Genomic DNA, 12,356 nt, shown 5'->3' on the forward strand with positions numbered 1-12,356 from the left:
CTGTGTTTTTATTGTGGTTATCAAATCCGACTAATCATACCCCGAGGCAACACCGGCGCGCCAGTGTTGTGCTCACTCTGGCAACAAAACTCAGCGTTCGTTTCATTCACTGAAGCGGGCTTAATGGATCATCGTTACACAGTCGATGTCGATGTCGCCGCCCGTGCCTCGGCAATGCCACGGGCCAGCGTCGCCAGGGTAACCGGTTTGGTCAGAAACCCATCCATGCCACAGTCCAGACAGCGCTGCTTGTCCTCTGCGGTGGCATTGGCCGTCAACGCCACGATAAGAGTGCCGGCTCCCGGGCCAAGGCGGATCTGCCGGGTCGCCCGGTAGCCGTCCATTAGCGGCATCTGGCAGTCCATGAGGATGAGGTCAAACTGCTGTTGCTGACTGGCGTCCACCGCCTGCTGGCCATTGGCGGCAATCTGCAGTTGTTCACAACCCAGTTTTTTCAACATAATCTGCATCAGTTTCTGGTTACTCAGATTGTCTTCCGCCAGCAAAATCGACAGGCCCTTCAATGGCAGAGGGTTGGCGTTCTCTTCGGTTTCGATACGACCACCGGGCACTTGCTGCAGCAGCGGCACCGTCAGGGTCAGGGTAAACCGGCTGCCCTTCCCCATCTCAGACTGCACCTGCAACTCTCCCTCCATCAGCAGGCTGAGTCGCTTACAGATGGCCAACCCCAGTCCAGTGCCTCCGAAACGCCGGGTGACGGAACCGTCGGCCTGAGTATAAGCATCAAAGATGTAGGGCAAATTTTCACTGTCAATGCCAATGCCGGTGTCGGTCACCGCCACTACCAGGGTGCATTGGGTATCATCCCGGGCCAATACTTCGGCCGACAACTGCACCTGGCCAGAGGGGGAAAACTTGATGGCATTGCTGAGCAGATTACCAAGAATCTGCTCCATCCGGCCTTCATCCATGGACACGCAAAGGGGCAGATCATCGGCCAGGTCCAATCCCAGCAACACCTTTTGCAGCCGCGCCGAGCCCTGAAAATGAGCGTGCACTCTTTGCAAAAAATCCACCAGTACCGACGGTTGAGGGTCCAGGCTTAATTTCCCTGACTCCAACCGGGAAAAATCCAGCACATCATTAACAATATGCAACAGGCTTTGCGACGCTCCCTGCAACAGCAACAGCTGCTGTTGGCCTTCGGGATTCAACCGGCTGCGCTGAGCCCCCAGGCAATCAACAAAGCCGATGACCGCATTGAGCGGTGTCCGAATCTCATGGCTGGCATTGGCCAAAAAATCGCTCTTGGCCTGCAATGATTGACTCAGGCGGGTATTTAGATCTTCGGCCTGAATCTGTTTTTCATGCAGGGCCCGATCCGATTGCTCCAGAACCCGTGCCAGCTCCGCCAGTTCATTTTTTTGCCTGCCGGTGCGGGGAAAACTCACTGCGCCACTGCCCATGGCCGGCAACTGGCTCACCAGCTCCGCCATGGGCCGGCTCAGCCATCGACCGATAATTCGGTAGATGGCAGCAAACGCCAGCAGGGAGAACAGCAAGGTCATCGACACCTGCCGGGCGATCTGCCACTGCAGGTCTTCGGTATCGACCTCCATGGTATAGCGAAGCCAGGAAGAGGATTCATATTCCAGCTGCTGGCTGATGTACATGCAGCCATTAAGCAGCGGTGACAACCAGCTCTGCTGCTGCGAACACGCCGCGACGCCGGGTTGACGGCGGTATTCGTAACGTCGCTCGCCATCCAGGCTGAACAGCGTCACCCCGTTCAGGTGGGGGAAATTCCGCAACCGTCGATTGAACTCGATGCCGGCCTCGGCCTGATCCAACATCACCACCTCGATCATGGTCGGTGCCACACTGCTGGCAACGCCGACAAACTGGGTTTCCAGCGTCTGTCGATCCACCCGGTAGGTCCAGGCGCTGCTGGCCAGCGCCAACAACATAAAGCTCAGGAAGATCGCTGCGTTCAGCCTGACCGTCAGAGAGTTAAACATAGAGCCTCACCGCTCTACCGGTAGGTCGCGGGCCGACCAATCCAGCCAGGAACCGTCATAGTGCATCACATTCAATCCGGCCTGGCGCATCAGAAAGTACCCCAGTGTCGACGCTTTGCCGGAATAACAATAGGTGATGTAGCGTTGGCGTTTATCCAGATCCGCAAACAACAGGGCCAGCTGTTCAGCACTTTTCATTCTCGGCTGACCGTCATCCCCCGGTTCATAAAAGGCGGTTATTGGAATATTCACCGCCCCCGGAATGTGACCGAACTTGTCGGTTTCGGAATGTTGCCCGAGATAATCCGGCTCAGGCCGATTATCGATAACGGTGAAGTCGGGGTTAAATCCGGCCAGTTGCGTCATTCTGGCGTTAGCCAGAACGTCGGGATTCAATGTGGACAGATAGCGAGACGGCGATGCCTGGGTCGCTGCCGTGGACAACGCCGACTTGGGCAGCGGCGCATTCAGTACGTAAAGCCGCCGCAGCCCATAGAGTTCTAATACCCAGGCCAGACGCGCCGCATCCAGCAACTGGCCGTCATCGTACACCACAATGGTCGCATCCGGACGCGCGCCCGCCTGACGCAGCCGCGCCGTCATCACCGAGATGGTTTGCACCAGCAACACCCCGTCTTCCTTTCGATAGGTACTGCTGACCGGAAAGCTGATGGCGCCCGGACGGTGCCCCGAGCGATACTCCTGGTGTTCGCGGGCATCATACAACAACACCGGTCGCTGCTGTTGCTGCCAACGCTGCCATTCGGCCTCGGAGAGGGTCTCGGCGGCCCCCAGTGACCCCGCCAGCAAAAGCAGAAATGCAACCGTCAGCACTCTTCCCATGCCAATCTCCTTATGGCTGATATTCCGAAGGTTTCATCCTGAGCCTTGAGTATAGTAGCCAAACGTTCGCCTGGGTGTCTCTTCACCATGAGCCCCACCGACGTCACACAATTTGATCATTTTTTTTACTTTCACTGCGGTGGTCATCTGTGTGACTCTATCAGTAAGACCTCATCTGCCTTCAAGGAAAGAGTATGCGCAGTTTGTTGCTGTTTATTGCTGCCGCCCTGTTCAGCATCGGAGTCCCGGCGACACCGGCAACGGATTTTGAGATTCCGGTGGGAGACCAGACTCACTCGATGCTGGCCCTGAGCCAAAACGGGCCGGTGTATGTGGATTTCTGGGCCAGTTGGTGTGGCCCGTGCCGACGGTCGTTTCCCTTTATGAATCAACTGGTGCAAGATTTTGGTGACAAAGGACTGACCGTGGTTGCCATCAACCTGGATGTCGACAAGCAGGATGCCGATCGCTTCCTGACCGAGTTTCCCGCCAATTTTGCCATCGTCTATGACCCGGACTTTACCCTGGCCGAAGCCTATCAGGTGGGCGGCATGCCGAGCAGTTACCTTATCCACCGGGGAGAGATCATTGAGACCCATGTGGGCTTCAGACCCAAGGATGCCGAGCAGACCCGCGAGACGCTGACGCGATTGCTGCCATAAACGCCTATTAGAGGGACCGACATGAACACCACCAAACTCCTGTTGATGATACTGCTGCCACCGATGCTGAGCGGCTGTGCCAATCTGGGGGTGAAGCCCTATGAGCGCAATCTGCTGGCCCACCCGGCCATGGCGCTGGAGGCCGATGCTATGGATAAGGCCTTTGACGACCATGTCTATTTCAGCAAAGAGGCCAGCAGCGGCGGCCGCAGCAGCGCCGGGGGAGGCTGCGGATGCAACTGACGCCGTTCAGCAACATCACCGCCGCCCTGGCCGTCGCCACCGTACCCTTGGTGCAAGCTGGCGGCGACGTCGCCGGGCTGGAGCCAGAATGGAATATTGATGCCGCCTTCCTCTATTACAGCGAAGGCGACAACCGGGTTGATGCCTACGAGGGGGTCTTAAAGGCCACCCGCAGCAATGCCGATGACCAGATACTCGGCGTCACCGGGACCCTGGACGTTCTTACCGGTGCCTCCCCCAATGGCGCCGTTCCGCAAAATCAGCTGCAGACCTTCACCCGCCCGTCCGGAAAAGGGGAATACCAGATACAACCTGGGGTGCTGCCGCTGGACGACAGCTTCAAGGACACCCGGGCACAGTTAAACCTGCAATGGACCAGTCCGCTGAACCGGGCCATGGGCTACACCAGCGGCCTGCACATCTCCAAAGAGTACGACTACCTGTCACTGGGTCTCAACGGTGGCCTGAGCCGCGACTTTAATCAGAAGAACACCACCCTGGCCCTATCCGGCGCCATATTCTTCGACACCATAGAACCAGAAGGCGGCACCCCGGTCGGCTTGTCGACCATGGCCATCCGCGACGACTTCCCCAGCGAAGAAGCCTTCCAGCAAGCTTTTAATGCCACCCGCAGTGGCAGCGACGACACCAAAACCACCTGGGATCTGCGCCTTGGAGTGACTCAGGTGCTGACCCGTCGATGGATCATGCAAACCAACATCAGCTACGCCCGGGTAGACGGCTATCAGAATGATTTTTTGAAACTCCTCAGCGTGGTGGATGCCACCGGCACTGCAGTGCAGTATCGCTACGAACAGCGCCCGGACAGCCGCAATAAGATGGCGTTTTTCTGGCAGAGCAAATACCACTTCGGCCCCATTGCCGACATCAGCTACCGCTACATGAGCGACGACTGGGAGATCGACTCCCATACTCTGGATGGGCGGCTGCGGTTTGAATTTGGCCGTCACAGCCTGGAACCCCACCTGCGTTATTACACCCAGAGTGCCGCGGAGTTTTACCAGCCCTTTCTGATCACCGGCACCGCACTGCCCCACTACGCCAGTGCCGATTACCGCATCGGTGAACTGGACACCTACACTGTGGGAATCAAGTACGACTACCGGCTTAACGACAATCAGCGAATGGCCGTACGGCTGTCCTGGTATCATCAGGCCCCGGTGGATGACGACGCCCCGAAACCGGGCCAGCTGCAACAGCAGGAGCTGTATCCGACTCTGGACACCCTGATGCTGCAGACGAGTTACCATTTCTGATGTCGGCGGCCGGGAAAACCCCGCTGGAGCTGACCAGGCAGTCTCAGGCTGGCCATTTCAGAGGCCATTTCGAGGCCATGGCATGCCGCTGTGAACTGCTGATCCGCACCGAAAATCAGGCCGAGGCGAAGGCCATCCTGACAATGGCGGCATCGGAAGCGCTGCGAATTCAACACAAGTTCAGTCGCTACAACCGACAGGGCATGTGCCACCGCATCAACCTCAGTCAGGGCCAGGCGGTGGCCATCGACGCCGAAACCCATGCCCTGTTAACCCTCGCCGACACCGCCTATACACTCAGTCAGGGGTTGTTTGACATCAGCAGTGGCATCCTCGGCCGTCTGTGGCGATTTGACGATGACCAGGCGGCGCCGTCGCCGCAACAGGTTGCCGACCTGTTACCCTTGGTTGGCTGGCACCAGGTTCAGTTGGACACCGGCTCCATCACCCTGCCTTTGGGCATGCAGCTGGATTTTGGTGGCCTGGGTAAGGAGTACGCCGTCGACCGCTGCGTCGCCCTGATCCAATACGCCTACCCGGGCGTTGAGGTGCTGGTGAATTTCGGCGGCGATGTCGCCATCAGCGCCGAACCGACGAGGCCCTGGGAGGTGGGGGTCAGCCATCACGTCACCCCCGATGCCCCCTATACCCGTCTGTCCCTGAGCCGGGGGGCGATTGCCACCAGTGGCGACAGCGAGCGTTTTTTGATTGTTCAGGGACAGCGGCTCAGCCACATACTCAACCCCAACACCGGCTGGCCGGTCGCCAACGCGGCGGCCAGTGTCACGGTTCAGGCCGAGCGCTGCATCGATGCCGGCCTGCTGGCCACTCTGGCCATGCTTCAGGGCGAACACGCGGAAGCCTTTCTGGCCGCTCAGCAGGTTCGCCACTGGGTGCAGCGGCGCTGATCCTCGAACCATCGGCCGTCGCCTCCGAGTAACTGAACTGGTATCATGACCCCAAAATGACCCTGCACCGCCGATGACCATGCCTCAGATTGTCCGCCGCACCCTGGATTGGGCCTGCGACGCCCCGACCCTGTTCGCCCCCCTGCAACACCGCCCCTGGGCCATGTTACTGGACTCCAGCTGCGCCAGTGTCGATGGCCGGCACCCGGATGCCCGCTATGACATCCTGGTTGCCGATCCACTCGCCACCCTGGTCACTCGCGGAGCCCATACCGACATCGACAGCCCCGACGGCCACCAGCGCAGTAACGACGATCCGCTGCGGTTGCTGCAACGCGCACTGACCCGATACCTGCCCACGTTGACGGATGCTCAGGATCTGCCTTTTATCGGCGGCGCACTGGGCCACTTCAGCTACGATCTCGGACGCCGGTTTGAACGCCTGCCGGTGGCCGCCGACGACGACATTCACCTGCCGGAGATGGCGGTGGGTCTGTACGACTGGGCACTGGTTCTGGACCACAAACAGCAGCGGGTAGAGCTGATCGTCATCGGCGACGAGTTGCACTGGCAGCGCCGCTACCAGTGGCTGCAACAGTGCCAGCAACAACCTTCGGCTCCGTTCCGGCTGCAGCAGCGCTGGCACCATGACAGCAGCCGCCAGCAGTACCTGGCTGCGTTTGACCGGGTTCAGGCGTATCTGAACAGCGGCGACTGCTACCAGATCAACCTGACCCAACGGTTTCAGGCACCCTATTGTGGCAGCGAATGGCAGGCCTATTTGAGCTTGAGACAACACAACCAGGCGCCGTTTTCCGCCTTTATCCGCCTGCCCGATGCGGCCCTGTTATCGGTGTCGCCGGAGCGGTTTCTTCAGGTTCAGGGAAACCAGGTTCAGACCAAGCCCATTAAGGGCACCCAGCCACGCAGTCACGACCCCCGCATCGACAACCACAACGCCCTGACCCTGGCCCACTCCGAAAAAGACCGGGCGGAAAACCTGATGATTGTCGACCTGCTTCGCAACGATCTGGGCCGGGTCAGTGCCCCGGGAACGGTTCAGGTCCCGTCTCTGTTTGCCATCGAGAGCTTCCCGGCGGTCCACCACCTGGTGAGCACGGTCACCTCTACCCTGGCTGAGGGCGTCAGCCACTGCGATCTGCTGCGGGGCGCTTTTCCCGGCGGCTCCATCACCGGCGCCCCCAAGATACGGGCCATGCAGATCATCGAAGAGCTGGAGCCCTGGCGACGCAGCCTCTACTGCGGCAGCATCGGCTACCTCAGCTGCCACGGCAAGATGGACACCAGCATCACCATTCGTTCCTTGGTGGCCACCGGTCAGCGTCTGTACTGCTGGGCCGGGGGCGGCATTGTCGCCGACTCCCGTGCCGATGCCGAATACCAGGAGTGTTTCGATAAACTGGCCCGCATCCTGCCGGTTCTCGACACCCACGCGGACTGATACCTCGGGCAGCCACCAACCAAAGGCGGATTCCCAAGCGGGTCCGCCTTTGTTATGTTGAAGACTGAGCAGCCACAAGGAGCAGCCTGTCCGTGAATCGCCAGCAGTTTCTGTCCCAGTTTTCCCTGCAACCCATGGGCGCAGGCGAAAACCCACTTCGCCGCCATCCGCTGGCCCCCAGCTTCAAAGACGCCTCGGTACTGCTGGCCCTGTGTGACAGCAATGATGGCCTGCAACTGCTGCTGACCAAGCGCGCCGGTCACCTGCGCCACCACGCCAATCAAATCAGTTTTCCCGGCGGCAAGATGGATGCCGACGATCGGTCGCCCTGGCATACCGCCACCCGGGAAGCCTGGGAGGAGGTCGGTCTGAGTCCGGACGCCCTGACCCAGGTCGGCACCCTGCCGGAGTTTCACACCATCTCCCGGTTTCGAATCCAGCCACAAATCGCCTTTATCGAGCAGGACTTTATTCCGCGCCTGAGCCAGGATGAGGTCTGTGAATGCTTCTTTGTGCCCCTGGCCCACCTGATAGAGCCGGACAACCGCCGCACCGTCACCATCGAGCGCCACAACGACAGTCATCCGGTGTATTTTATGTTCTGGCAGCATCATCGAATCTGGGGCGCCACCGCCGCGGTGATCGAGCAGTTGATCCGCCATCTGGGCTACCCCAGAGCACCAAACTGAGGGGCCGGCACCACTTTTCTTGCAACCGCAGCGGGAATTCTTCCTTAAGCCCTTGAGAAACGAAGTCAGCAAGGTAAGATTAACGGTTCGAAGTCCGTTGGCCATCGTGCCAATCAAAGACTAGTTTTTTATCTCGCTGGAGAGACAACCGAGAATGAGTGTGGCAACTATCGCTGACGTCTTAAAGGGCGTTCACGCCGTCGGTAGCGAAGTCACGGTACAGGGGTGGATCCGCACCCGCCGTGATTCCAAAGCCGGTATTTCCTTCCTGGCCGTTTACGACGGTTCCTGTTTTGACCCTATTCAGGGCGTCGTGCCGAATACCCTGAATAATTACCAGGAAGATGTGCTGCGCCTGACCGCTGGTTGTTCCGTAAAGATGACCGGCGAAGTGGTTGAGTCCCCCGGAAAAGGCCAGCAGTTTGAGATTGCGGTGACCGGCGTTGAGGTCGTAGGCCTGGTGGAAGACCCGGACACTTACCCAATGGCGGCCAAGCGCCACTCCATTGAGTACCTGCGCGAAGTGGCTCACCTGCGTCCGCGGACCAACCTGATCGGTGCGGTCATGCGGGTGCGTAACTGCCTGTCACAGGCCATCCATCGTTTCTACCACGAGCAGGGGTTCCTGTGGGCCTCGACCCCGATTCTGACCGCCTCCGACTGCGAAGGTGCCGGTGAGATGTTCCGGGTGTCGACTCTGGACATGAACAACCTGCCCCGCACCGACAAGGGTGATGTGGACTACGACAAGGATTTCTTCGGCAAGGAGACCTTCCTGACCGTATCCGGCCAGTTGAATGCCGAAACCTACGCCTGCGCGCTGTCAAAGGTGTACACCTTCGGTCCAACTTTCCGCGCCGAAAACTCCAATACCAGCCGCCACCTGGCCGAGTTCTGGATGGTTGAGCCGGAAGTGGCCTTTGCCGACCTGGAAGACGCCGCCAAACTGGCCGAGGATATGCTGAAGTACTGTTTCAATGCGGTACTGGAAGAGCGCATGGACGACCTGAAGTTCTTTGAACAGCGGGTCAACAAAGAGGTGATCACCCGCCTGCAGGACTTCGTCAAAGCCGATTTCGCCCAGGTGGATTACACCGACGCGATTCAGATCCTCAAGGATTGTGGCAAGAAGTTCGAGTTCGACGTTGAGTGGGGCATCGACATGTCCTCCGAACACGAACGCTACCTGGCGGAAGAGCACTTCAAGGCACCGGTAGTCGTAAAGAACTACCCGAAAGACATCAAAGCCTTCTACATGCGCATGAACGACGACGGCAAGACCGTGGCCGCCATGGACGTATTGGCTCCGGGAATCGGTGAAATCATCGGTGGCTCTCAGCGTGAGGAGCGCCTGGACGTTCTGGATAAGCGTATGGAAGAGATGGGCCTGCCAAAAGATGAGATGTACTGGTACCGCGACCTGCGCCGCTACGGCACCGTACCTCACGCGGGCTTTGGCCTGGGCTTCGAGCGACTGGTGAGCTACGTCTCCGGCGTTGCCAACATTCGCGACGTGATTCCTTTCCCACGCGCCCCTCGCAGCGCCAACTTCTAAGTTGCCACGCGGCCAGGAATAAAAAAACCAGCCATCCGGCTGGTTTTTTATTGTCCCCCATTTGGCTCTAACGAGTGCCGCCGGCCACCTTGAGGTACACCAGCGCAAACGGCGCCGAAAACAGCATCCGCTTTTACCACCCCAGCGTCATGTTGCCGCGCCCCCCCTGAATGTCACCGTCTCGACAGCCAGCCTGCCACATCGCCGCCAACGGGGCGCATTCAGCGGTAAACCCCGCCCCACCGACGCGTTCAGTTACACTTGATTACAGATCCGCTAACAACGACCTTTCCGTTTCGCAACCCTTTCCGGTATGGTATCCGCTGATACCTCTGTGTGTAACACAGAAAACCAACACAATAATAACGAACCAACCACCCGCCTCCGCGTTTCTTCCGGTGGGTGCTGCAACCAGCAAAATTTCAAAAGGACGAAATCATGCTTCGACAAACTCTGGTGGCTTCGGCGATCCTGTTATCTTTAGCCGCCTGCTCCTCCATGGAACCCAATCAAGACGTGACTTCCCAGACCCAGGCCGTGGCCCAACTGGCCGACAGCAACCCGCTGAAGCACAAAAGCACCCTGCAATACCAGGCTCCGAATTTCAGCGTTATCGACGACAGCCACTTCAAACCTGCCTTTGAAGCCGGCATGGCCAGCCACATGGCCGAGATTAACGCCATCGCCAACAACCCGGATGCACCGACCTTCGACAACACCATTGTCGCCATGGAGCGCAGCGGCGATCTGCTGAACCGCACCGCCAGCGTGTTTTACAACCTGGTCGGCTCCACCGGTAACGACGCCCGCCAGGCCCTTCAGACCGAAATGAGCCCCAAGCTGTCCGAGCATCAGGACAACGTCTACCTCAACAGCAAGCTGTTTAAGCGGGTGGAAACGATCTACAACCAACGTAACGATCTCAACTTGAACCCAGAACAGATGCGTCTGGTCGAGATCAGCTATGACGGCTTTGTGCTGGCCGGCGCCAAGCTCAGTGACGAGCAGAAGACCCAGGTGCGGGCAATCAACAAACGCCTGTCGGAACTGACCAACACCTTTGGTCAGAACCTGCTGAACGCCAGCCAGGAGGCCGCCATCCAGGTTGAGGACGTTAAGCGTCTCGACGGCATGGCGCAGTCGGAGATTCAGGCCGCCAAGCTGGCCGCCGAGAAAGCCGGCAAGTCCGGTTACCTGCTGACCCTGACCAACACCACCCGCCAGAGCGCGCTGGCGACACTGAACGACCGTGAGCTGCGTGAACAGCTGTGGCGTGCGTCAGCATACCGGGCCACCAACGGTGACACCGACAACCGCCCTGTACTGCTGGAGATGGTGAAGCTGCGGGCGGAGAAAGCCAAGCTGTTTGGCTACGACAACTGGGCCGAGTACCAGCTGCAGACCAACATGGCCAAATCCCCCACTGAGGTGATGGATCTGCTGGGCTCCATGGCACCGAAAGTGGTAGCCAACGCCAGCAAAGAAGCCGCCGACATCCAGGCCATGGCCAGCAAAGGCCACCCGGACTTTGAAGTAAAACCCTGGGATTGGCTCTACTATGCCGAGAAGGTCCGCCAGCAGAAATTCAATCTGGATCCGGCCGAGGTGTCTCAGTACTTCGAGTTCAACCGGGTTCTGGAAGACGGGGTATTCTTCACCATGGATCGCCTGTTCGGCATCACTCTGAAGCCGCGTCCGGACCTGCCGGTCTACCACCCCGATGTTAAGGTGTACGAGATCTTTGACGAGGACGGTAGCAGCATCGGCCTGTTCTATGCCGATTACTTTGCCCGTGAAGGCAAGCGCGGCGGCGCCTGGATGAACGTGTTCACCGGCCAGTCGCACATGAACGGCACCAAGCCCACCATCATCAACGTCATGAACATCAACAAGGCACCGGAAGGCCAGCCACAACTGGTGAACTGGGACGAAGTGACCACCATGTTCCATGAGTTTGGCCACGGCGTTCACGGTCTGTTCTCCGACGTCTACTACCCAAGCCTGGCGGGCACCAACGTCTCCCGTGATTTCGTCGAGTTCCCGTCCACCTTCCAGGAGGACTGGGCCGCCAATCCGCAAGTGATCGCTAACTACGCCAAGCACTACCAGACCGGCGAGCCGATCCCGGCGCCCCTGCTGAAGAAAGTGCTGGCTGCGGGCAAATTCAACCAGGGCTACGACACCCTGGAGTACCTGTCTGCCGCCCTGATCGACATGGAGTGGCACGCCCTGGACGTTGAGCATGCCGACGTGGCCGATGTGGAAGCCTTTGAAGCCGCCGCGCTGAAAAAGCACGGCGTCGATGTGGCCGCGATTCCGCCTCGTTACAAATCCAGCTACTTCGCCCACATCTTTGCCGGTGGTTACTCGGCGGGCTACTACGCCTACATGTGGAGTGAAATCCTGGCCGCCGATGCCTTTGCCTACATCCGCGACCACGGTGGCCTGACCCGTGAACAGGGTCAGCACTTCCGCGACGCCATTTTGTCCAAGGGCAACAGCCAGGATCTGATGAAGACCTACATCGGCTTTAAAGGCGAAAAGCCGAACACCGAAGCCCTGCTGCAGCGCCGCGGCATCTCTCTGGCCAAGTAAGCGGTCACAGCCTTAACAAACCGGCCCCAGCGGCCGGTTTTTTTGTGCCCGAACGCCGTAATTGTGGCTGGGAATTTTGCTCCGGTTCAGGCACCTCTGTTACTCTGTCCGCCACCGGGTCAACGTCGACCCCATAACGGAGG

General features: G+C 59.0%; 10 protein-coding genes. 8 read left to right on the forward strand and 2 right to left on the reverse strand.

Features of this window, described 5'->3' with window-relative positions:
• Positions 1–134: 134 nt before the first annotated feature.
• Together BLT77_RS04530 and BLT77_RS04535 are read right to left on the reverse strand one after the other, a co-directional pair.
• A complete protein-coding gene (locus BLT77_RS04530) occupies positions 135–1,979 on the reverse strand; it encodes an ATP-binding protein (protein ID WP_090362758.1) in 1,845 nt (614 codons plus the stop codon).
• Between the two features lie 6 nt (positions 1,980–1,985).
• Entirely contained in the window at positions 1,986–2,822 is an 837-nt protein-coding gene (locus BLT77_RS04535; protein WP_090362760.1) for a sulfurtransferase, read from the reverse strand.
• 194 nt (positions 2,823–3,016) lie between these two features.
• Between BLT77_RS04535 and BLT77_RS04540 the strand changes: the two genes are divergently transcribed.
• The 8 genes from BLT77_RS04540 (at position 3,017) to BLT77_RS04575 (ending at position 12,213) form a co-directional block, all read left to right on the forward strand.
• The gene (locus tag BLT77_RS04540) at positions 3,017–3,484 is read left to right on the forward strand and encodes a TlpA family protein disulfide reductase (RefSeq protein WP_090362762.1); all 468 of its coding nucleotides are present in this window, start codon (positions 3,017–3,019) and stop codon (positions 3,482–3,484) included.
• A gap of 21 nt (positions 3,485–3,505) precedes the next feature.
• Positions 3,506–3,727 carry a DUF4266 domain-containing protein gene (locus tag BLT77_RS04545; RefSeq protein ID WP_090362765.1) on the forward strand — a complete coding sequence of 74 codons (222 nt, stop codon included), beginning with the start codon at positions 3,506–3,508 and terminating at the stop codon, positions 3,725–3,727.
• Positions 3,718–5,004 carry a DUF3570 domain-containing protein gene (locus tag BLT77_RS04550; RefSeq protein ID WP_090362767.1) on the forward strand — a complete coding sequence of 429 codons (1,287 nt, stop codon included), beginning with the start codon at positions 3,718–3,720 and terminating at the stop codon, positions 5,002–5,004. The genes BLT77_RS04545 and BLT77_RS04550 overlap by 10 nt, the downstream gene beginning before the upstream one ends.
• Entirely contained in the window at positions 5,004–5,912 is a 909-nt protein-coding gene (locus BLT77_RS04555) for an FAD:protein FMN transferase (protein ID WP_090362769.1), read from the forward strand. Before BLT77_RS04550 ends, BLT77_RS04555 begins: the two co-directional genes overlap by 1 nt.
• A 73-nt stretch (positions 5,913–5,985) precedes the next feature.
• Entirely contained in the window at positions 5,986–7,374 is a 1,389-nt protein-coding gene (gene pabB, locus BLT77_RS04560; protein WP_090362770.1) for an aminodeoxychorismate synthase component I, read from the forward strand.
• A 92-nt stretch (positions 7,375–7,466) separates the two neighbouring features.
• Positions 7,467–8,063 carry a CoA pyrophosphatase gene (locus BLT77_RS04565; protein ID WP_090362772.1) on the forward strand — a complete coding sequence of 199 codons (597 nt, stop codon included), beginning with the start codon at positions 7,467–7,469 and terminating at the stop codon, positions 8,061–8,063.
• A 154-nt stretch (positions 8,064–8,217) separates the two neighbouring features.
• Entirely contained in the window at positions 8,218–9,618 is a 1,401-nt protein-coding gene (gene asnS, locus BLT77_RS04570) for an asparagine--tRNA ligase (protein ID WP_090362774.1), read from the forward strand.
• Positions 9,619–10,056: 438 nt separating this feature from the next.
• On the forward strand, positions 10,057–12,213 hold the full coding sequence (locus BLT77_RS04575) for a M3 family metallopeptidase (RefSeq protein WP_090362776.1): 2,157 nt from the start codon (positions 10,057–10,059) through the stop codon (positions 12,211–12,213).
• The last annotated feature ends 143 nt before the right edge of the window (positions 12,214–12,356 follow it).

The sequence above is a fragment of the Ferrimonas sediminum genome (assembly GCF_900100175.1).
Taxonomy (GTDB): Bacteria; Pseudomonadota; Gammaproteobacteria; order Enterobacterales; family Shewanellaceae; genus Ferrimonas; species Ferrimonas sediminum.

Bases quoted from the DNA above. Each gene is read 5' to 3' on its own strand.
- BLT77_RS04530 (WP_090362758.1), bottom strand. From the start codon at position 1,979: ATGTTTAACTCTCTGACGGTCAGGCTGAACGCAGCGATCTTCCTGAGC.
- BLT77_RS04535 (WP_090362760.1), bottom strand. From the start codon at position 2,822: ATGGGAAGAGTGCTGACGGTTGCATTTCTGCTTTTGCTGGCGGGGTCA.
- BLT77_RS04540 (WP_090362762.1), top strand. From the start codon at position 3,017: ATGCGCAGTTTGTTGCTGTTTATTGCTGCCGCCCTGTTCAGCATCGGA.
- BLT77_RS04545 (WP_090362765.1), top strand. From the start codon at position 3,506: ATGAACACCACCAAACTCCTGTTGATGATACTGCTGCCACCGATGCTG.
- BLT77_RS04550 (WP_090362767.1), top strand. From the start codon at position 3,718: ATGCAACTGACGCCGTTCAGCAACATCACCGCCGCCCTGGCCGTCGCC.
- BLT77_RS04555 (WP_090362769.1), top strand. From the start codon at position 5,004: ATGTCGGCGGCCGGGAAAACCCCGCTGGAGCTGACCAGGCAGTCTCAG.
- pabB (WP_090362770.1), top strand. From the start codon at position 5,986: ATGACCATGCCTCAGATTGTCCGCCGCACCCTGGATTGGGCCTGCGAC.
- asnS (WP_090362774.1), top strand. From the start codon at position 8,218: ATGAGTGTGGCAACTATCGCTGACGTCTTAAAGGGCGTTCACGCCGTC.
- BLT77_RS04575 (WP_090362776.1), top strand. From the start codon at position 10,057: ATGCTTCGACAAACTCTGGTGGCTTCGGCGATCCTGTTATCTTTAGCC.